General features: G+C 63.1%; 15 protein-coding genes and 1 pseudogene. 12 read left to right on the plus strand and 4 right to left on the minus strand.

Annotation, left to right across the window (positions count from 1 at the left end; translation table 11 throughout):
* The first annotated feature begins 48 nt into the window (after window positions 1–48).
* From NVS32_RS04345 to NVS32_RS04380, 8 genes are all read left to right on the plus strand, one after another.
* Window positions 49–1,935, plus strand: a complete 1,887-nt coding sequence (locus tag NVS32_RS04345) for a DUF4012 domain-containing protein (RefSeq protein WP_258498848.1) — start codon at window positions 49–51, stop codon at window positions 1,933–1,935.
* 420 nt (window positions 1,936–2,355) lie between these two features.
* Window positions 2,356–5,169 carry an isoleucine--tRNA ligase gene (ileS, locus tag NVS32_RS04350; RefSeq protein ID WP_258498849.1) on the plus strand — a complete coding sequence of 938 codons (2,814 nt, stop codon included), beginning with the start codon at window positions 2,356–2,358 and terminating at the stop codon, window positions 5,167–5,169.
* A gap of 99 nt (window positions 5,170–5,268) precedes the next feature.
* On the plus strand, window positions 5,269–5,784 hold the full coding sequence (gene lspA, locus NVS32_RS04355; RefSeq protein WP_258498850.1) for a signal peptidase II: 516 nt from the start codon (window positions 5,269–5,271) through the stop codon (window positions 5,782–5,784).
* On the plus strand, window positions 5,777–6,793 hold the full coding sequence (locus tag NVS32_RS04360) for an RluA family pseudouridine synthase (protein ID WP_258498851.1): 1,017 nt from the start codon (window positions 5,777–5,779) through the stop codon (window positions 6,791–6,793). Before lspA ends, NVS32_RS04360 begins: the two co-directional genes overlap by 8 nt.
* A 62-nt stretch (window positions 6,794–6,855) precedes the next feature.
* Complete coding sequence (locus tag NVS32_RS04365) at window positions 6,856–8,160, plus strand: glycosyltransferase family 2 protein (protein ID WP_118077976.1); 1,305 nt, start codon at window positions 6,856–6,858, stop codon at window positions 8,158–8,160.
* 533 nt (window positions 8,161–8,693) lie between these two features.
* Entirely contained in the window at window positions 8,694–10,211 is a 1,518-nt protein-coding gene (locus tag NVS32_RS04370; RefSeq protein ID WP_258498852.1) for an IMP dehydrogenase, read from the plus strand.
* Between the two features lie 44 nt (window positions 10,212–10,255).
* On the plus strand, window positions 10,256–11,362 hold the full coding sequence (locus tag NVS32_RS04375; protein ID WP_258498853.1) for a 5-bromo-4-chloroindolyl phosphate hydrolysis family protein: 1,107 nt from the start codon (window positions 10,256–10,258) through the stop codon (window positions 11,360–11,362).
* A 115-nt stretch (window positions 11,363–11,477) separates the two neighbouring features.
* Entirely contained in the window at window positions 11,478–12,236 is a 759-nt protein-coding gene (locus NVS32_RS04380; RefSeq protein ID WP_258498854.1) for a transposase, read from the plus strand.
* Between the two features lie 55 nt (window positions 12,237–12,291).
* Here the strand turns inward: NVS32_RS04380 and NVS32_RS04385 are convergent, their stop codons facing one another.
* The 4 genes and pseudogenes from NVS32_RS04385 to NVS32_RS04400 all read right to left on the minus strand — a co-directional run bounded on the left by NVS32_RS04385 (window position 12,292) and on the right by NVS32_RS04400 (window position 15,106).
* Complete coding sequence (locus NVS32_RS04385; RefSeq protein WP_258498855.1) at window positions 12,292–13,446, minus strand: toxic anion resistance protein; 1,155 nt, start codon at window positions 13,444–13,446, stop codon at window positions 12,292–12,294.
* Between the two features lie 435 nt (window positions 13,447–13,881).
* A pseudogene (locus tag NVS32_RS04390) lies at window positions 13,882–14,238 on the minus strand (DUF4230 domain-containing protein); the annotation flags it as partial.
* A gap of 12 nt (window positions 14,239–14,250) precedes the next feature.
* Window positions 14,251–14,559: a hypothetical protein gene (locus NVS32_RS04395; RefSeq protein ID WP_258498856.1), complete on the minus strand. Its 309-nt coding sequence runs from the start codon at window positions 14,557–14,559 to the stop codon at window positions 14,251–14,253.
* Window positions 14,519–15,106 (minus strand): MerR family transcriptional regulator, encoded by a 588-nt coding sequence (locus NVS32_RS04400; protein WP_258498857.1) that lies wholly within the window; start codon window positions 15,104–15,106, stop codon window positions 14,519–14,521. The genes NVS32_RS04395 and NVS32_RS04400 overlap by 41 nt, the downstream gene beginning before the upstream one ends.
* Before the next feature lie 619 nt (window positions 15,107–15,725).
* Between NVS32_RS04400 and leuS the strand changes: the two genes are divergently transcribed.
* The 4 genes from leuS to NVS32_RS04420 all read left to right on the plus strand — a co-directional run bounded on the left by leuS (window position 15,726) and on the right by NVS32_RS04420 (window position 21,370).
* Window positions 15,726–18,290, plus strand: a complete 2,565-nt coding sequence (gene leuS / locus NVS32_RS04405) for a leucine--tRNA ligase (protein ID WP_258498858.1) — start codon at window positions 15,726–15,728, stop codon at window positions 18,288–18,290.
* A gap of 95 nt (window positions 18,291–18,385) precedes the next feature.
* Window positions 18,386–19,033, plus strand: a complete 648-nt coding sequence (locus tag NVS32_RS04410) for a 4'-phosphopantetheinyl transferase family protein (protein WP_258498859.1) — start codon at window positions 18,386–18,388, stop codon at window positions 19,031–19,033.
* A gap of 158 nt (window positions 19,034–19,191) precedes the next feature.
* Window positions 19,192–19,440, plus strand: a complete 249-nt coding sequence (locus NVS32_RS04415) for an acyl carrier protein (protein WP_117652174.1) — start codon at window positions 19,192–19,194, stop codon at window positions 19,438–19,440.
* A 10-nt stretch (window positions 19,441–19,450) separates the two neighbouring features.
* Complete coding sequence (locus tag NVS32_RS04420; protein ID WP_258498860.1) at window positions 19,451–21,370, plus strand: CocE/NonD family hydrolase; 1,920 nt, start codon at window positions 19,451–19,453, stop codon at window positions 21,368–21,370.
* The last annotated feature ends 183 nt before the right edge of the window (window positions 21,371–21,553 follow it).

The raw sequence follows: 21,553 nt of genomic DNA on the forward strand, positions 1-21,553 counted from the left end.
CGTCTATAGTGTCTGTGCCTATATGCCAGACATGAATAGAGGTTTTCCTTGGCTTCCCATTTCGCTGCCCACGACAGCCAGTACGAGCGGCTCTCGCGTAGCAACTACACGCCCCAGACCGCACATCGAGGCCACCGCGGGAACAACAACGGGCGTCGTCATCACTCGCGCGTGGGTCTCGTCATAGCTCTTGTCATCGTGGCCGTCGTCGCGGTGTGCGGCGCCTGCGCCTTCCAGCTCTACCGCTCGGCCATGACGGCCAAGGGGCACGCGGAGGATATGGTCACCGAGCTCTCGACCCTTAAGGAAGCCGTCAAGAGTGGTGACACGGAAGCCCTCAACAACTCTGTGAACACCATCGTCGAGGACAGCGACGCCCTGAACGTCGAGGTGACCTCGCCGCTCTGGAAGCTCGCCGCGAACCTTCCCGTGGTGGGGGAGGACGTGCGCTCGGTCCAGACGCTGGGTGCGGCCTCGTCTGCCCTCGTGAACGACGCCCTCGTGCCCATAGCGCAGAGCGTCTCGGGCAAGAAGCTCTCGGACATCATGCACGACGGCTCGTTCGACGTGGAGACCATCTCTTCCGTTGTTGCCGCCGTTGACCAGGCAACGCCCACCATCGAGGGGACGCTCGACACCATCCACTCGCTGCCCGAGGCGCACATCCCGCAGCTCGCCTCTGCCATCGAGAAGGTCAAGACGCAGACCACCCAGGTACGCGACACGCTTGCAAAGGCCAAGCCCATGCTCGACGTGCTCCCGCAGATGCTTGGCGCAAATGGCCAGACGCGCACCTACCTCGTGATTGCCCAGAACAACTCCGAGTTGCGCTCCACGGGAGGCCTTCCCGGCTCCTGGGGTACCGTTACGATCAACAACGGCACCCTTACCATGGGTAACTTCACTACGATTCTCCACGAGTCGGGCCTCAAGGTGGACATCACCGACGAGGAGCGCAACGCCATGGCTACCAACATGGACACCGACCCTGCCCAGGTGAACTGCGACCCCGACTTTGTGCGCGTGGGCGAGCTTGCCCGTGACTACTGGGCCCAGACGGGTGGCGGCAACGTTGACGGTGTCATTGCCATCGACCCGGTCTTCCTGCAGCGCCTTGTTGCCCTTACGGGCTCCATCACCGCTCCGGACGGTGCGACCCTCGACGGCACCAACACGGCGCAGGCGCTCCTGAGCGACGTCTACTGGAAGTACGGCAACAATGGGGACGCCCAGGACGCCTACTTCGCAAGCGTCGCTGAACTTGCGTTCAAGTCGGTCCTGAGCAACCTCGGCAATGCCAGCATCAAGGACCTCAAGGACGTCTACAAGAAGTCTGCCGCAGATGGCCGCCTTCTTGTGTGGATGAACGACCAGGGCGAGGAGCAGGTCATGCAGGAGCTCGGCGTTGCCGGTGGCCTCTCGACTGACCCCGCAAGGCCCGTCCTAGGCGTCTACATGAACGACGACTCCTACAGCAAGCTCAGCTGGTACACGCAGGCGGGTACTACCATCGACGGTGGCACCAAGAACGCCGACGGCACCACGACCTACAACGTCACCACTACGCTCACCAACACCATCACGCCGGAGGAGGCGGCAAGCGCCCCCATCTACATCTATGGTGGCAACGCCGATAAGCGCGACCACTCCGACATGCTCCACTTCGTGTACTTCATTGCTCCTGCGGGCGGAGCTATCACGAACTTCTCGGCAAGTGATGGGCTCATCTTTACCGACTACGGCATCAACAATGCCACGCTGAGCGGCCTGCAGTTCATCCGCGTTCGCACGCACCTGCGCTCCGGGGAGTCGGGGACCTTCACCTACCAGGTCACGGTTCCCGCAGAGGCCACGCAGCCCCTGGCGCTTCGCACCACGCCGCTTGCGCAGGAGAGCCTCATGACCAACTCTGCGCCCGCAAGTGCCGAAAACTAGCGCATGGGCGCGGTTTTGCGCAACCGACCACGACGCCGCAAGGCTCAGACGCCGTGCGGCGTCGTGCTCTTCTGGCGTGAAATCCGCCAGCGCTCGTAAGGCCACGGCGAACGTGCTATCATGCAGCCCCGAAGGCTGTGAAGGGGACAGGTAGCCTCGGACAGCGCCATGGGAAGCGAGCGGGGATGGTGGAAGCCCGCCTTGGCGTCCGTCGCAAGATCACCCCGGAGCTGCGGCCCCAAAGCGAAGGCACTCTCGCCCTCGCAAGTAGGCGCCGACGGAGTGGCCGCCGATACAGGCCAGCCGAGTTTGGCGGAAGATCCGCTCGCTGGGTGGTCACAAGCGAAGTGTGAAACGAGCGCTTCGTCCCAGCAGGAGGGACGGGCGCTTTTTTGTGTCCGCGAGATGGAGGGTGTTCAGGTGGCAAACGAGTACAAGAAGACGATGAACCTCCCCAAGACGGGGTTTCCCATGAGGGCGTCGCTCGCCCAGAACGAGCCCAAGCGCCTCGCGCAGTGGAATGAGGACAAGCTCTACGAGCAGCTCCTCAAGAAGAACGAGGGGCACGAGAAGTTCGTCCTGCACGACGGTCCCCCGTACGCCAACGGCCCCATCCACCTGGGCCATGCGCAGAACAAGATCAGCAAGGACATCATCAACCGCTACTGGGCCATGCGCGGCTACCAGACGCCGTACGTCCCCGGCTGGGACTGCCACGGCCAGCCCATCGAGCACAAGGTCGAGGAGACGCTGGGTACCGAGAAGTTCAACCAGCTCCCCACCGTCAAGATTCGTGAGCTCTGCCGCAAGATGGCCGTCGAGCAGGTGGACACCCAGCGCCAGGGCTTCAAGCGTCTGGGCGTGCTGGCCGAGTGGGACAATCCCTACCTCACCTACGTCCACGACTACGACGCCACCGACGTCGAGATCTTCAAGGCTATCTTCGACAAGGGCGCCATCTACCGCGGCCGCAAGCCCGTGCACTGGTGCACCCACTGCCACACGGCCCTCGCCGAGGCCGAGATCGAGTATGGCGACGAGGTCTCGCCGGCCATCTTCGTGCGCTTTGAGATGACCACCGTCCCCGCTGGCCTCGAGACCTACGAGGGCAACCTCTGGGTTGACATCTGGACCACGACCCCCTGGACGCTTCCCGCCGACGACGCGGTGATTCTGCACCCCGAGGCAGACTACGTGGCCGTTGTTGTCGATGGCCGCGCCGAGCTCATGGCCGAGGCGCTTGTCGAGAAGGACTGCGCCAAGTTTGGCTACGAGTCCTACGAGCTTGCGCGCCGCGAAAACGGCGAGGTCTGGCGCATGACGGGCGAGGAGCTCTGCCACAACAAGTATAAGCAGCCCATCTTTGGCGACCAGGGTGTCGAGGGCGAGTTCATTTACGCCGACTACGTCACGCTTGAGGACGGCACCGGCATCGTCCACACGGCCCCCGGTCACGGCGTCGACGACTACAACGCCGGCATGCGCTTTGGCATCCCCGTGGTCATGCCCGTCGATGACGACGGCAACTTCTACAAGGGCGACGGCATGGGGACCGGCGGCCCGTGGTCCGGCATGAACGTGAACGACGCCAACCCCAAGATCATCGAGTGGCTCGAGGAGCGCGGCACGCTCATCCTGCACGAGGACATCACCCACAGCTACCCGCACTGCTGGCGCTGCAAGCAGCCCGTCATCTTCCGCGCCACGAGCCAGTGGTTTGTCTCGATGGACAAGACCGGCCTGCGCAAGGACGCCCTGCGCGAGCTCGAGAAGGTCAAGTTCTACCCTGCGCACTCCCGCAACCGCATCACCTCGATGGTGGAGGGCAGGCCCGACTGGTGCATCTCTCGCCAGCGCAACTGGGGCGTGCCCATCCCGGCCTACACCTGTCAGGACTGCGGCGAGACGGTCATGAACGACGCCACGCTCGACAAGGTCATCGAGCTCTTCCGCGAGAAGGGCTCCGACGCCTGGTTCACCGAGGACCCCGCGAGCTACCTGGGCGACGCCTGCGTGTGCCCCAAGTGCGGCAGCCACAATCTCAAGGCAAACACCGACATCCTCGACGTGTGGTGGGACTCCGGCGTCTCGCACACCGCCGTGTGCAAGCACCGCGGCTACCTCAAGTTCCCCGCCGACATGTACCTCGAGGGCTCCGACCAGCACCGCGGCTGGTTCATGAGCTCGCTCATGACCTCGGTTGGCGCGTACGACGTGGCCCCGTACAAGTCGATCGTCTCGCAGGGCTTCACGCTCGATGGCCAGGGTCGCAAGATGTCCAAGTCGCTCGGCAACGTGATCGACCCCAACAAGGAGTGCGACACCCGTGGCGCCGACGTGCTGCGCCTGTGGGTGGCCTCGGTCGACACCTCGACCGACGTCCCCTGCGACGACACGATCCTCGACCACGTGGGCGATGCGTACCGCAAGATCCGCAACACCTTTAGGTTCCTGCTGGGCGAGATCGAGGATCAGTTTGACCCCGCTACCCAGGGCGTCCCCGTGTCCGAGCTCACTGCCTACGACCGCATAACGCTCGCGCACATGTGCGAGGTCCACGACACCGTTGCGCGCGCGTACGAGGGCTACCGCTTCAACGTGGTCTTCCGCACGCTCTACGACTACGTGACCGAGCTCTCCAACGGCTACCTCAATGCGACGAAGGACCGCGTCTACTGCGGTGCCACCAACTCGCCCGAGCGCCGCTCTGCGCAGACCACCTGGGCCTACATCCTGTCGATGCTCATCCACGACTTCCAGCCCATCCTGGTCTACACCACCGACGAGGTCATGCCGCACCTGCCCGCCTCCATGCGAGACAACCAGGAGCACGCGGCGCTGCTTGACTGGTATCAGGCGCCCATGACGACTGTTGAGTACGAGCCGCTGCTCAAGGCCCACAAGGCCCTCGCCGAGACGAGAAGCGCCTTTACGAAGGCATACGAGGAGGCCACCTCCGAGGGTGTCATTCCCGAGAAGACCTCGCAGGCCGCTCGCGCAGCGCTCACCATGCCGGCCGAGGCGCTCGAGGAGCTCGAGGCCACGGGCATCGATCTTGCCGAGCCGCTCGTGTGCTCTGCGGTCACCGTTGCCGCAGGGGACGAGTTCTCTGCAGCCGTGAGCCACGCCGAGGGCGAGCGCTGCCCCAGGTGCTGGAACTGGCGCAAGCTTGGCGAGGACGGCCTGTGCTGCCGTTGCCACGACGCGGTTGAGGGCGCATCTGAGCAGGGCTAGCTTTTTTGAGGGAAGTTTGTTGGGAGACGTTCGTAGGGGGCTTTTGTGACAGTTGACGCAATGCATACGGCTCGGTCATGGCGGGGCGCGAGGCTCGTCGTGTTCTGGGTTATCTGCGTGCTTGCCGTTCTTGTCGACCAGGTCACAAAGGCCGCCGTCCGCGCGTCGCTTGTTCCGGGACAGCCCCAGGAGTTCATCCCGGGCGTCCTGGTTCTCTCGTTCGTGAAGAACACGGGCGCGGCGTTCTCCATAGGGGAGGGCGCCGGCCCCGTGTTCATTGTCTTTGCGGCCGTGGTGCTTGCCTTTGGCATTTGGCTCGTGTGGTCGCACGACTCGCTGCCCATGCCTCTGGTGGTCTCCGTTGCATGCGTCTGCGGCGGGGGCGTTGGCAATATGATCGACCGCATGATCTTTGGCTACGTCACGGACTTCTTTGCCACCACGTTCATGGACTTCCCCGTCTTCAACGTGGCGGACATCTTTGTCACTGTGGGCATTGTGGTCTCGGTCATTCTCTACCTTGTGATGGTTGATGCGCCTGCGGGCGCGGCGGAGGCTTCCGCGCGCACCGGCGACGCCGCCTCGCCCAGCGTTGGAGACCGCCAGGATGCCTGATCGTCTCGTTGGCCTGCTCGTGGGGCCCGAGGGGGATGGCGTGCGCATCGATGCGTTCCTCTCGGCACAAGATGGCATGCCGTCGAGAAGCGCGTGCGCGCGTCTCGTCGAGGAGGGGCGGGTGACGCTCAACGCCACGCCCGTCTCGTCCAAGAGCGAACGCCTCTGCTTGGGAGATCGCCTGCAGGTGACGCTTCCCGAGGAGGAGCCCACCACCGGCGTGCTTGCCCCCAATCCCTACATTCCGCTGGACATCCGCTTTGAGGATCAGTACCTCATGGTTCTCTCGAAGCAGGCGGGACTTGTGTGCCATCCTAGCCCCGGCCATGTGGATGACACACTGGCAAATGCCCTTGTCGCACATTGCGGCTACTCACACCTGGGTCGCCTTCAGGGTGACGACCGGCCTGGTATTGTGCACCGCCTTGACATGGACACCTCGGGCCTCATGGTCGCCGCCAAGGACGACGAGACCCAGAAGGCCCTGCAGGACCTCATTCGCCTGCGTGTGCTTGATCGTCGATACGTGACCCTGGTGCAGGGCTACGTTGCCCCTGACAAGGGCACCATCGAGAGTGGCATTGCGCGCTCCACGAGGGACCGCCTGCGCATGATGGTGACCGACGACCCCGGTGCCCGTGAGGCCATCACCACCTTCACCACGCTCGAGCGCTTTGAGGCTGGCCGCCGAGACGACGGCTACACGCTGCTTGAGTGCCACCTCTACACCGGTCGCACGCACCAGATTCGCGTTCACATGCGCCACATTGGCCACTGCGTAGTTGGCGACCCTCTCTATGGGCGTGGTGACCTGCGCCAGAACCTGGGCCTTACCAGGCAGTTCCTTCACTCGTGGCACATTTGCTTTGACCATCCTGTGACCGGAGAGACCATCGAGCTTGCTGATGAGCTGCCGGAGGACCTGCGCTCTGTACTAGAATCGCTGAAGGATACCTCAATGGGTCGAACCGCGGCCGGGGAGCGTATCTGCCCGCAGCTTGGTGTGTAACTAACACAGTCGTCCTGCGCGCGTGCTCTTGGTGTGCGCGGCAACGTGAGAGAGAGCTTGCTATGGAGTTCAACAGGATCGGACTCACGCCAATCGTGATTTTCAACATGATTGTGTGGCTCTTCTTCACGCTGGCGTACTTCTACCAGTTTGTCTACCTCATTCGCGTTGCCGCTCGCGGCATGGTCAAGCTGCCGCCGGCAAAGAAGCTGCACCGCTACGCCTTCTTCATCTCGGCGCACAACGAGGAGCCGGTCATCGGCAACCTTGTTCGGTCCATTCTTGCCCAGGACTATCCGCGCGAGCTCATGGACGTCTTCGTGGTTTGCGACGCCTGCACCGACAATACGCACGAGGAGGCCGAGCGCGCCGGCGCCATTGTCTGGGACAGAAACGACCTTGCGCGCCGTGGCAAGAGCTGGGCCATGGACTACGGCTTTGATCGCATCCTCAACGAGTATGGCGACAAGTACGAGGGCTTCTTCGTCTTCGACGCGGACAACCTGGTCTCGCCCAACTACGCACGCATCATGAACGACGCGTTCGATGCCGGCTACCTGGTGTGCACGAGCTACCGCAACTCCAAGAACTTCGACTCCAGTTGGATTTCTGCTGCAAACGCGCTCTGGTTCATGCGCGAGGCAAAGTTCCTGAACAACGCGCGCATGATGGTTGGCACGAGCTGCGCTATCTCCGGCTCGGGCTGGCTCGTCTCGGGCAAGATCATCAAGGGCATGCATGGGTGGGACTTCCACACGCTTACGGAGGACATCCAGTTCTCCACGTTCTGCTGCGCAAACAACATCCAGATTGGCTATGCGCCTGCCGAGTTCTTCGACGAGCAGCCCGTTACCTTCAAAGCCAGCTGGGTGCAGCGCCTGCGTTGGACCAAGGGCTTCTACCAGGTGTTCTTCTCGTATTGCAGGGACCTCTTCCATGGAATCCGCCATGGGCGCTTTGCCTCGTACGACATGCTCATGACCATCGCGCCGGGTATGATCTTCACTCTCCTCTCGGCCTTTGTGAACGCGACCTACCTCATCGTGGGCAGCCTGAGCCATGGTTTCATTGCCACGCAGGCTGAGCTCTCCATGTGCGTGGGTTCGCTGATCATGACATTCTTCTCGATGTACTTCGTGTTCTTCCTGCTCGCCATCATCACGACCATCTCCGAGCGCAAGCACATCCACTGCCACAAGAACAGGCGCTGGATTATCTTCACCAACCTGTTCACGTTCCCGCTGTTCATGATGACCTACATCCCTATGACCGTGGTTGCCCTCTTCAAGAAGGTCGAGTGGATTCCCACCAAGCACGACATTGCCGTGAACGTCGAGGACGTCCTGGCGGAGGACGCCAGCAAGTAGGGGAGCGGGCACGCGGCGTGCGGCGGCGGGGCGGTGCGTGCCGTTCTCTATACCGCGCGATTTCGCTGTTTAAGGGCACTTAACCGGCGAGATATCGCGGCATTGTCGCAATGCCGCGGATTCCGAACGGTTAAGCCGGTCTAACCGTTCGGAAAATTCCTAACCGGCGATAACGCGCGGCATTGGACCCCGGGACTTGCGGCACTGGAGGTCGGGACTTGCTGCACTGAACCCCAGACCCTGTTGAGCGGGTCTTAACGGCTGTCTCTCTCGGCAAATGTGTACAATTTGGTTGCATGCGAGAAAACCCAACCGGGAATTTCAGGCAACTGAATGCCAAATTGTACACATTTACCAAGTTGGGGAGTTGGACAGCGACGCGCGGAAAAGACCAGTGCCCGCCTCGCTGCGCCCACCTGTGATGCGTTCTCGCAGCTCGGCAGCCGGGGGCAAAGAGCCGTCCGTCGGATGCTACAATGGCCCGCAATAGTGGCTACCAGTACCGCATTCGCGGAGAGTAGGAGCGCACGCGCATGGCAACGTTCTTCGAAGGGGAATCGCACACCTTCTCTGAGTACCTGCTTGTTCCTGGCTATTCCTCGGCGGAGAACATCCCCGCGAACGTCTCGCTCCGCACGCCCCTCGTGCGCTTCAAGCGCGGCGAGGAGCCGGCCCTGAGCCTTAACATCCCCATGGTCTCGGCCATCATGCAGGCGGTCTCCGGCCCCAAGCTTGCCGTGGCGCTTGCCCAGGAGGGTGGTCTCTCCTTTATCTATGGCTCGCAGAGTGCCGACGACGAGGCGGCCATGGTGCGAGAGGTGAAGTCCTACAAAGCTGGCTTTGTTGTCTCTGACTCCACGCTCACGCCCGACATGACGCTCGGCCAGGTCATGGAGATGAAGGAGCGCACCGGCCACTCCACCATGCCCGTCACCGACGACGGCACCTCCCACGGTCACCTCGTGGGCATTGTGACCTCGCGTGACTATCGTCCCTCCCGCGACGACCGCGCCAAGCTCGTCTCGGAGTTCATGACCCCGCGCGAGAAGATGATCGTTGCGGAGGACGGTACCTCGCTCAAGACCGCCAACGACATCATCTGGGACAACAAGCTCAACCAGCTGCCCATCGTCGATGCAGACAACCGCCTGGTCGCGCTTGTCTTCCGCAAGGACTACGACTCCCACAAGTCCCGTCCGGACGAGCTTCTCGACCAGCACAAGCGCTACCTCGTGGGTGCCGGTATCAACACGCGCGACTACGCCGAGCGCGTCCCCAAGCTGGTGGACGCCGGCGCCGACGTGCTGTGCATCGACTCCTCCGAGGGCTTCTCGGAGTGGCAGAAGCGCACCCTTGCGTGGATTCGCGAGAACTACGGCGACTCCGTGCGCGTGGGTGCGGGCAATGTGGTCGACGCCGAGGGCTTCCGCTTCCTGGCAGACTGCGGCGCTGACTTCGTGAAGGTAGGCATTGGCGGCGGCTCCATCTGCATCACCCGTGAGCAGAAGGGCATCGGCCGCGGCCAAGCCTCCGCGCTCATCGACGTGTGCCGCGCGCGTGACGAGTACTACGAGGAGACTGGCGTCTACGTGCCCGTGTGCTCCGACGGCGGCATCGTCTACGACTACCACATGACGCTCGCGCTGGCCATGGGTGCAGACTTCCTCATGCTTGGCCGCTACTTCGCCCGATTTGACGAGAGCCCCACGCGCCGCGTCAACGTAAACGGCTCTTACATGAAGGAGTACTGGGGCGAGGGCTCCGCGCGCGCCCGCAACTGGCAGCGCTATGACCTGGGCGGCAACAAGAAGGGTCTCTCGTTTGTCGAGGGCGTCGACTCCTACGTGCCGTACGCCGGCCCGCTCAAGGAGAACGTCGACAACTCGCTGCTCAAGGTCCGCTCCACGATGTGCAACTGCGGTGCGCTTGACCTTGCGGAGTTCCGCGAGAAGGCCAAGCTCACGCTTGTCTCGGCCACGTCGCTCGTCGAGGGCGGCGCGCACGACGTGCTGCTCAAGGACTCCAGCCAGCAGGTGAACTTCCGCTCGTAGAGTGAGACAAAGGGACAGTCCCTTTGTCTCATGGGGGAATCAGGATGGACGAGAAGGACTTCGACAACATGCGGCGTGCCGGCACCGATGCCGCGCGTCAGGTGGGCGAGGCCTTCACGCAGATTGACTTCTCGGGCGTTTCGAAGTCGATCGAGAAGGCAGTCCGTGACGTTGGCTGGCAGCTGAGCACCTTTGGGCGAGACGAGCGCTCGCCCTACGTCATCAGCGACCCACAGGACGTGAGCCGGGCGCGCTGGCGCATGTGGGCAGGCCTTGCGATCCTCTTCTTCGTGACAATTCCCCTGGTTGTCGTAGGGCTTGCACTTCTCGTCTTTAGCCCTTTCTCCGGCATTGTGACGCTGGCGCTCGGTGTCGCAGCGGCCGTAGCGGGCTCGCGGCTTGTGGGCAAGGGGGCGCACGAGAAGGCCTTCGCACAGATGCTGCAGCGCGTTGACAAAGCTCTAGGGGATAGGCAGAGCGTCTCCGTGGCCGAGCTTGCCGGCGAGGCTGGCGTTCCCGTGCCGCAGCTTGTCTCGGTGCTTGATGAGGCGATATCGAGGGGGCTTATTCCCGAGGGGCATCTGGATGTCGCTGGGACCAAGAAGATGCTCTACCTTACCGACGACGCCTGGGACGCCGTGCAGGCGCGCACGCGTCCCTCGGAGGCGACGGCTGACGAACCGGCACCCGCAACTGACGGTGACGACGTTGGGTCGTCGACTCTGCCGGAGGAGGCGCGAGAGGTGCTATCCGCCGCCACCCAGAGTGCCAAGCAGATAAGTGACTGCGCATCAAGGATCCGCGAGGCAGAGGTCAGCGCCACACTTGGACGCATCGCATCGAAGAGCGAGGACATCTGCGCCTACGTCATGCATCACCCTGAGGTTGCCTCTCAGTTCAGGCGGGCGGCAACCTATTACCTGCCCACCACGGCCAAGCTTGCGGCGTCCTACGCCGAGCTCGAGGGACATGCGGGAGGGCCAGAGGCAGTGAGGACCCTCTCGGATCTGCGCGCATCGTTTGCGCAGGTGGACGAGGCGCTCTCGAAGCTTTCAGACGAGCTGGTGCTTGACCAGTCGATTGACGTCCACAGCGACATCGAGGTCCTGCGCACCATGCTTGAGCAGGATGGTCTCTCCGAGCGGGATTGATTTACCTGGCAATGGAATCCCATTGCCAGGTAATGGAATCCCATTGCCAGGTAACTGAATCCCACGGTGAGTTCTGGGGTACAGATAACCACCACTCGGTTGGGAGGGGGTCTGTATGCCCAGGCGCGGTCTGAGCGAATCTGGTTACTACCATATCGTTGTGAGGAGTGCGGGAAAGGTGGCGCTCTTCGAGGACGATGCTGATCGCAGATGCTATCTCAGGCTGCTCAAAGATGCGCGAGACAAAACCGGCGCACACGTTATCGCATGGGTCCTCATGACCAACCACGTTCATCTTGTTGTCGACTTTGGTGAGTTGCCGTCTTCGATTAGCGATTTCATGTTTAGTATTGACTTGCCATACAGCAAATACTTCAACGCTCGAACCGGCCGAGAGGGCACCCTCTTCCAAGGTAGTTTCTGGAGCAAGCCCATTACCGATGACGCACAGCTTGTCGCCACGGTTTTCTATGTACATATGAACCCCGAAGCCGCCGGAATAGCGTCCATGCGGGACTATCGTTGGAGCAGCTACCAAGAGTACGCAGGAACCCATTGGGTAGTGGATACAAGCGTGCTTCTCGAATACTTCGGTGGCTTTGATGCCTTCGATGCATATGAAGGCTCGCCGAGGGACGTTGTTTGGGATGTCACGCGGTTGGATTATGATGAGCGACTCCAAGACGAAGATGCCCTTGCCTTGGCGAAGAGTCTGGCTGGCGTGAAAACCTCAGGCGAGCTTCGAGAGGTTACTCGGTCCAGACGAGACGACATCATCCGCCTCATGAGCAGCCGCGGGGTGAGCGGCAAGACAATCGCCCGAACCTGGGGACTCGGCACTTCGACAATCTCTCGTATCCTGCGGCGGGATTGAGTTACCAGGCAACGGGATTCCATTACCTGGCAACGGAATCCCGTTGCCAGGCAAACTAATCCCGCGAGGCCTCGAGGAGCTTGGCCTTGAGTTCCCCCTCGATCTGCGCGAGCTCGCCCTCGGCCTGCCGACGCTTCTCTCGGCCCTCTGCCTGCACGCGCTTGACCTCGTCAAGCGTCGAGATGAGCTGCTCGTTGGTGTGCTTGAGCGTCTCGATGTCCACAACGCCGCGCTCTGCCTCGCGTGCCGCGTCGACCGTTGCCACCTTGAGCTTGTCGGCATTCTTCTTGAGAAGCTCGTTTGTCATGTCGGCAACCTCGCGCTGGGCGTGGGCGGCCTGTGTGGCGTGCTCGATGCCCAGGGCGATGACCATCTGGTTCTTCCAGAGTGGAATGGTGTTGACCACCGTAGACTGGATCTTCTCGGCCATCACCGCGTCGGAGTTCTGGACCATGCGGATCTGCGGCGCCGTCTGGAGTGCCACCTGGCGCGTGAGCTCAAGGTCGTAGATGCGCTTCTCGAAGCGGTCGCACTTCTGCGCCAGGTCGCGGGCCGCCTGGGCGTCCTCGGAAAGGCCCGTCTGTGCCGCCTTGGCCTGAAGCTGGGCGAGCTCGCCGCCGCGCACCTGCTCGAGCTTCTCCTTGCCGGCCACCACGTACATCGTGAGCTCCTTGAAATACGCCTCGTTGAGCGCGTAGAGCTGGTCGAGCGTGGCGATGTCCTTGAGGAGCGTGCGCTGGTGGCCCTCGAGGGTATCAGAGATTTCGCGCACGTTCTTCTCGACTGCGGTGTAGCGCGTGCGCAGCGCCTCAAGGTTGTTCTTCGCCTTGTGGAAGATGGCGAGAGGCCCGGACTTCTCCTGCTTGTCGGGGTCAAAGTCTTTGAGCGTCACGATGAGAGAGCTAATGTCGTTGCCAATCTCGCCGAGGTCGTTGTTGCGCACGCCGGTTAGGGCGCGCTCGGAGAACTCGGAAACCTTGCGCTGGGAGCCCACGCCGTAGGAAAGGACGCCTGCGGTGTCCGTGATGTCGATCTTCTCGACAAAGGCCTCGACCTTCTTGCGATCGGCTGGCGAGAGGGACTGCGCGGCGTCGTCTGCAGGCGCGGGCGTTGCGGCGGGGGAGGGCTCTGGCGTCGAGGGCTTGGGGTCGCCAAACTCCAGCTCGGGCTCGGGGATGTCCATATCGAAGTCCTGTGTGGTGTCTGCCATGGTTCCTCCAAAGGTCTGGGCTCGCGCGCGCATACTGCATTGCGGCAATTCTACCCTGTGGGGCAAGATGCTAGGCGAGAAGTGCGGAGTGGTCCCATGTGCGGGGGAGCGGTAGTGGGTCACGCACGAAACTCTCGCTTCGGCGTCTTTGCTGGCCCCCGACGGCGTACACCCGATTTCGTGGTGCCGTTGCTACGGGGCAGTTTTCGGACGGAATTCCCATCGGGCAAGCTGGAAAACGTCAATTTTTAGCCCGACAGCGCCCTAGACGCAGGGGGGCGGCTAGGGCGCTGCCCGAGAGGTGTCAAAACTACGCACGGTTGGGGCCGAGATGAGCAAAAGCCCTGCACTCCACAAAGCTTAACCACGACCGTGCGTAGTTCGACGTTGCCGGGAGGGTGCGGGTCGCGCGTAGGCGCCTCCCGTGCCCTCGTGCTACTCGCCATCGGCGTCTCGATACGTAAAGTCCAGCGTGTAGGTGTCCTTCTCGAAGGCGGCGTTGAAGATCTGCGTCAACTGGCCCTCGGCGTTCGTCTTGGCCTCGTCGAGAAGCCCGCCGGCAACGGCCTCCTCCTCGCTTCTCTCGACGCACTGTCTGCGAAAGGCGTCGGAGTCCTCCACCGTGATGGGGTTGAAGATGTTGTTGTTCTCCTCGAGCACGCCGCTCTTGTCCATGTCGGGCGTGTTCGAGATGATGAAGGGCTGGTCAAGCGTCACGTGGAGCAGCGATTGGTCCGCCTCGTCCTGCTCGAACTCCGCAGTGGAGAGGTCTACGCCTGCCTTGATGGTGCCCGTATAGCGATATCAGAAGCTCTTCTGGGTGAACGGAACGTCAAAGAGGTCAAGGAAGTCGCGGTTGGAGTCTGTCACCTTGTCGACTATGGCATAGTCCTGCGACGCGCTTACCAGCTCACCCTCCTCTTGCACGCGCGAGAAGACCACGCTGGGGGAGAGGGTCTGGACGGAGGGCTGGGTCTGCTCGGGCTGGGGGGCCACCAGGGGATAGATGCGCGCATAGAGGAACGCGCCAAGAACGACTCCCACAATGAAAACGACAAGCCATACCTTCAACTCACGCAGGATTGCCTTGATGCGTTTTTCCGGCTTCTCCATCTGTGCCTCCTTCGTTGTTGTCCACGTGGATATCACTGGGTGCTCCCATAAGCTCTTGAAGCAACTCCTCGCCTGGTGCGTCGTCTTCCGACGGAGAAGCATGTCCGGGACCCAACGAGGCCCGGCCTAGCTCTTGCGCGTGGTCGTGTATCAGCGAGAGTTGCTGCGTCCTTGTCGGCTCTGCGCCAATTGCGGCGGCAAGCGCCTCCGCGCGAACGAGGCGGTCTTCAATGACTTCCAGCTGCTCGGAGAGCCTCTCCGCCTCGACATCAAGGAGTTGCGACAACGTGTGGCCAGCCGTGTCATCCCGAAGCTGCTCGGCTGCCTGCGAGAGCGTGAGGCCTTCCCGGCGCTTCTGTGCGAGAAGGAAGAGCACTGCCAGGTCGCGCTCGTCGTAGGTGCGGCGACCCCAGCTGCCATCGCTTGGCTTGAGGACTCCCATGCCGCCGCGGCCTTGGTAGCAGGCACGCTGTATGTCGCGAAGCGATAGCCCCACGAGCCGCTCGACCTCGGCAATCTTCCAGCCACGGCGTTTTGTAGCCCCCATGTGCTCACCTCCTCTTGATTAACCAAACCTGTTCAACAGTTGAACAGCAATCGAGACCTGTCTTGATGCGGCCATTGGTTGCTGTAGCGTCCTCAAAAGGGGAAGTGATTTTCTTGCGAACGGGTACGGCGCCCATCGCGAGTGGTGCGTGGTATTGCCGTACTCCCGCTTTCTTTAGCGGTTTCCGATAAACGGACGCGGCATATCCGCAGGTCGTGGAAGTTGCAACTATCAGAAACCGCTATAGAACAAGGGGAGGGAGGCTGGCGGTAGCTCCGGCGCTTCAGGGGGGCGTCTTCTTGGGGTGTTGGGGCTTCTCGGCGACATTTATTGCGCGATATTCCTGAGAAAATTGCAGCCAACAGTGAAAATGGCCTTCTGGCGAGAAATAACGTGCAATAACGAGTGCGAGAGAAGACTGACTTCTGGCTTAGCGATCAGGACCGCGACCGGCACGGCGCCTGGCTTAGCGACCGACAGCGGGTTCGGCCCCGCCACGGGTCCGTTCCCGCCACGGGACCGTCTCCGCTGTGTGTCCAGCAGGTTCCGCATCCCTGCCGCGCACGGGGATACCTGCTAGAATCGACAGGCTATGCAAAGGAGCGAGAAGGGGCTTCACATGTGCGACAGCACTCAGCAGAATGACTTCGAGGTGCCTGCCTACGACGCGCAGGCCATAGAGACCAAGTGGCAGAAGACCTGGGAAGACGAGGAGCTCTACAAGACCGACGAGGACCCCTCCAAGCCCAAGAAGTACGTCCTCGAGATGTTCCCGTATCCCTCGGGCGACCTCCACATGGGCCACGCGCGCAACTACACCATCGGCGACGCCATGGCGCGCCAGGCCCGTATGCGCGGCTATGACGTGCTGCACCCCATGGGCTTCGACGCCTTTGGCCTCCCCGCCGAGAACGCGGCCATCAAGCACCACACGCAGGCCGCCAAGTGGACCTACCAGAACATCGCACAGGCCGTTAAGACCATGAAGCGCATGGGCTTCTCGTACGATTATGACCGCATGTTCAACACCTGCGACCCCGAGTACTACAAGTGGGGCCAGTGGATGTTCATCGAGATGTGGAAACGCGGCCTGGCGTACCGCGCCACCAGCCCCGTGAACTGGTGCCCCACCTGCAAGACTGTCCTCGCGAACGAGCAGGTCGTCGAGGGCCGCTGCTGGCGCTGCGGCTCCATCCCCGAGAAGCGCGAGCTCTCCCAGTGGTACCTCAAGATCACCGACTACGCCCAGGAGCTCCTCGACGACCTCGACAAGCTCACCGGCTGGCCCGAGAACGTCAAGGCCCAGCAGCGCAACTGGATCGGCCGCTCCGAGGGCGCCGAGATCGACTTCAAGCTGGCCGCCGAGGACGGCGTGACGCCCACCGACCGCACCATCTCGGTCTTCACCACGCGCGCCGACACCATCTTTGGCGTCTCGTTCATGGTGCTCCCGCCCGAGAGCGACCTTGCCGCCGAGCTGGTCGCCGGCACCCAGTACGAGGCCGACTACCTGCGCCTCAAGGAGGCTACCGAGAAGGTCTCCTCGGTCGACCGCCAGGGTTCCGCGCGCGAGAAGCACGGCGTCTTCACCGGCCGCTACGTGATCAACCCCGTGACGGGCAAGCCCGCCCCGCTGTGGGTTGCCGACTATGTCCTTCTCGACTACGGCACCGGCGCCGTGATGGGTGTCCCCTGCGGCGACCAGCGCGACTTCGACTTCGCGCGCAAGTACGGCCTGCCCATCCCGCCTATCATCTGCCAGAAGGAAGACCCCCTCTACGACGAGCTCAAGGATGAGCGCGAGCTGCGCGTGACCAACGTCGACTGGGACCAGGCCATGGCGGCCGAGGGCTACCTCGTCCAGTCCGGCCAGTTCACAGGCATGAAGGGCGGCAAGCACTCCGAGGCCGTCGACGCCATCGTCGCCTGGCTCGAGGAGTACGGCTGCGGCCGCACCAAGGTCCAGTTCCGCCTGCGCGACTGGCTCATCAGCCGCCAGCGCTACTGGGGCAACCCCATTCCCATGGTCCACTGCGACTGCTGTGGTGACGTGCCCGTTCCCGAGGACCAGCTCCCGGTGCGCCTGCCCGACAACCTCGACCTCGGCGCTGGCGAGACGCTCGCCGAGTGCCCCGAGTTCTACGAGACCACCTGCCCCAAGTGCGGCAAGCCGGCCAAGCGCATCACCGACACCATGGACACCTTCACGTGCTCCAGCTGGTACTACCTGCGCTACACCGACCCCCACAACGACAAGGCCCCCTTCTCCAAGGAGGCGGTGGACCGCTGGATGCCCGTCGACAACTACATCGGCGGCATCGAGCACGCCATCCTGCACCTGCTCTACTCGCGCTTCTGGACCAAGGTCCTGCGCGACATGGGCATGGTTGACGTGGACGAGCCCTTCACCAACCTGCTCTGCCAGGGCATGGTCAAGGACGAGCATGGTGACACCATGTCCAAGTCCAAGGGCAACGTGGTTCCGCCCTCGAGCGTCATTGACCCCTACGGCGCGGACACCATGCGCCTTGCCATCCTCTTCGTGGCGCCGCCCGAGAAGGACTTCGACTGGGACCCCGAGGCCGTGGCCGGCGCCAACCGCTTCATCAAGCGCGCCTGGCGCGTGGTTTGGCTGCTGGCACACGGCGCCAAGAGGGGAGAGGTCGACCCCGCAACGCTCTCCGGCGCGGACGCAGAGCTCAACCGCGCCCTGCACGAGCTGGGCATCAAGTGCACGAACGACTTCGACCGCGGCCAGTTCAACACGGCCATCTCCGCCTCGATGGAGCTCGTGAACGCAGCCTCCAAGTACGTGAACGGCGTCCCCGAGGACAAGCGCGACGCCGCCCTCGCCTGGCGCGTTGCCCACGACATCGTGACCATGCTTGCCCCCATCTGCCCGCACTGGGCCGAGGAGCTCTTCCACGAGGCGCTTGGCCTTACCGGCTCCGTCTACAACGAGCCGTGGCCCAAGTTTGACGCCGAGCAGGCCAAGAGCGATATGATCGAGATTGCCGTCCAGATCAAGGGCAAGGTCCGTGCCCGCATCCAGGTGGCTGCCGACGCCTCCAAGGAGGAGCTCGAGGCCGCGGCACGCGAGGCGGTTGCCGAGCAGATCGCCGGCAAGACCGTCAAGAAGGTCGTCGTGGTGCCCGGGCGCCTGGTGAACATCGTCGCCATCTAGACGAGAAGCGCTGTGCTGGCGTAGGCTGGCACGTGTCACGGCGGGTCCGGCGCCAGGCGTCGGGCCCGCCTTTCTCGTACTCAGAGCATCGGAGCATGCGTATGCGCGTAGACCTGCACATCATGCCGCTAGTGGGGACTCCCGCAGACTGGGGCTCTCACCTGGGCATCGTTTGCCCGCGCTACCAGGAGAAGGCGTCGACGAAGGCGCCCGAGGCAACGCGGCTGGGGGAGTTTACGGCGGGGCTCCTCTTGGCAAGCGTGCTTGGCGTGCGCCGAGACGAGCAGATCGCCATTGGGCCTGAGGGCAAGCCGGAGCTGGCAGCCGGCTCCTCCCACATTGGGCTTTCGCACGACGACGGTATGGCAGTGCTTGCCGTCGCCCCCGGCACGATTGGCGTAGACGTCGAAGAGGTCCCCGCCCAGTACGGCAGGCTCGAGCGCGACGCCCTCAGGGGGGTGCTCTCGGACGAGCAGATCTGTCGCGTGGAGGCGTCGCCGGACGTCCCTCTCGCCTTCGCGCTTGCGTGGACGCGCGTCGAGGCAACGCTCAAGGCAGACGGTCGCGGCTTTGCCTTCGACGTGCGCGGAGGCAGGCTCCCCGAGGGCTGGGAGACGGCGCACGTCCTGGTAGACGGCCACGTGGTCACCTGCGCTGCGCGAGAGGAGCCCGCCATCTGCGTCCACCGCCTCGGCATGCGCGAGGCCATGGCCCTTCTCGGCGCCGAGAAGGACGAGCGATAGCGGCAGGCCCAGCACCTCTCAGCGTTCCTTTGCACTCCTGCACAATGCGGCCCTGAAGCCATGCCCCCAATTTGAATCCCCTTACATTGTCCCGGGGCCCGTGCGACCGCAAACTGGACCATGTCAGAAGTAGTTCTATCGCCGCGAAAGGGGCAGACATGGACCAGGATCGTCAGGAAGTTTGGGACGCGCTCACCACCCGTGCAAGCCAGCTCTTTGGGAAGGACCCCTCCGAGTTCACGGAGGACACCAAGTTCGCCGACCTCGGGATCAAGTCCGTGCAGGTCTCCCAGATCACGACTTACCTCGAGGACGAGCTGGACATCGAGGTCCCGTACATGAAGTTCCGTCGCTGCGAGACCTTTGGCGGGGCCACGGACTTCGTCTGCGACCTTCTCGACCAGTAGGGGGCGCGCAATGTTTCTTGAGCCTAGGATTCCCGAGGACTGGGTCCCCGTCACCGACAAGAAGCTCCATGACCTCATCCAGATGACGGGCGAGTGCGCGAGTTTCGACGAGGACGAGTGCCCCATCTACTGGGACCCCGACACCGAGGGCTACATCTTCCTCCACCGCGAGGCCTTTGGCGAGGACGAGGTCATGGCCGCGTACCGCGTGGCGCGCCAGCCCAACGACAACCAGGCCGAGGTCGACCTCTCCGCGAGCGACGACCCCATGGCCCGCATGGGCCAGGGCTTCTGCCCGCCCTTCAACCCCCACACCTACCAGGCCGCGGACGGCGTCGTGTGCATGCAGGACCAGGAAGCGGTCATGCGCGACGGCACCAAGATCTACTGCGACATCTACAGGCCCGAGGGCGACGGCCGCTATCCCACGATCGTCTCCTGGTCCTGGTTTGGCAAGCGCCCGGGCGACGGCATGAGCGAGTGGCAGATCATGGGCGTGCCCCCCGCGACGGTCTCCAAGTGCGCCAAGTTCGAGTCCCCTGACCCGCTCTACTGGTGCTACAAGGGCTATGCCGTGGCCAACGTGGACGTGCGCGGTGCCGGCCACTCCGAGGGCTCGGTTCACATGTTCACGCACCAGGACCGCGAGGACGGCTATGACTTCGTGGAGTGGGTTGCCGCCCAGCCCTGGTCCAACGGTAAGGTCGGCATGTCGGGCAACTCCGGCGTGGCCATGCACCAGTGGGGCATCGCGGCCACCTGCCCGCCCCATCTGGCCTGCATTGCGCCCTGGGAGTGCACGACCGACCTCTACCGCGAGAGCTTCTTCGAGGGCGGCGTACCGGCCCTCTCGTTCAACAAGTTCATTGCCGCGCAGGTAACGGGCCCCAACGGTGTTGACGACCAGGTTGCCATGGCCAAGATGTACCCCGACATGAACGCCTACTGGAACGACAAGCGCGCAGACGTGCGCAAGGTCAAGATCCCCGTCTATCAGACCGCCGGCTGGTCGCACTTCCACCTGCCGGGCTCGTTCAACGCCTGGAGGCGCTGCCGCAGCCACCTCAAGTGGATGCGCGCGCACAGGGACTTCGAGTGGCCTGACACCTACAACCCCGAGAACCTCGAGGACCTGCTGCGCTACTACGACCGCTACCTCAAGGGCATCCACAACGGCTGGGAGATGACGCCGCGCGTCCGCCTGGACATCATGGACGGCTACGACGTGGACTACCAGGAGCAGCGCCCCGAGAAGGCCTGGCCTATCAAGCGCACCCAGTACAAGAAGCTCTACCTCGACGCGTCCGCGCCCAAGGACTGCGCGCCGCTCGACCACAAGTCCGCGTGCTTCTCGCTCTCGACCGAGCCGGTGTCCACGCAGACAAAGGCCAGCTACAACCCGGCGGACGAGGAGGTCGACTTTGACCTCACGCTTCCCGAGGACGTCGAGATCACGGGCTACATGAACCTGCACCTCTTTGTCTCGTGCGACGGCTTTGATGACATGGACCTCTTCGTGAACATCCAGAAGGCCGACGCCGAGGGCAACTGGGTGCCCTGGCTCACGCTCGACGAGCCGCACCCGGGTGCGTGGGGCAAGTGCCGCGTGTCTCGCGCGACGGTCGATACCGCCCTCACCAAGGCGCACACCCCGGTCTACACGATGACCGACACCAACAAGCTCGCGGAGGGCGAGGTCCGCGCCGTCGACATTGCGATCGTGCCCACCGCCCGCGTCTACCACAAGGGCGAGCGCTTCCGCGTGCAGGTCTCCGGCCGCTACATCCGCGACGGGTGGTTCGAGCCGCTCTCCTGGGACACCGACAACCAGGGCACCCACAATATCCACACCGGTGGCGAGTGGGAGTCCTGGATCGAGGTCCCCGTGGTGCCGCCGAGGTACCAGGCGGGCGAGTACATCCACCGCTAGTTTCCACGCATAGCGTTGCCTCTCGAGGGGCCCTCTGGCATAACGCCGGAGGGCCCTTTTCTGTTGCAATGCTGCAGTGCCGTGGACGCACGCCAAAGAACCGTGCGTTTGCACAACCATCATCCAAACCCCGGATTCAGTTTCGTCTCGCCAGACGAATACCGCGAGAGTCGCGCAACCTAC

This window comes from Tractidigestivibacter montrealensis (assembly GCF_024741235.1).
GTDB classification, from domain to species: Bacteria; Actinomycetota; Coriobacteriia; order Coriobacteriales; family Atopobiaceae; genus Tractidigestivibacter; species Tractidigestivibacter montrealensis.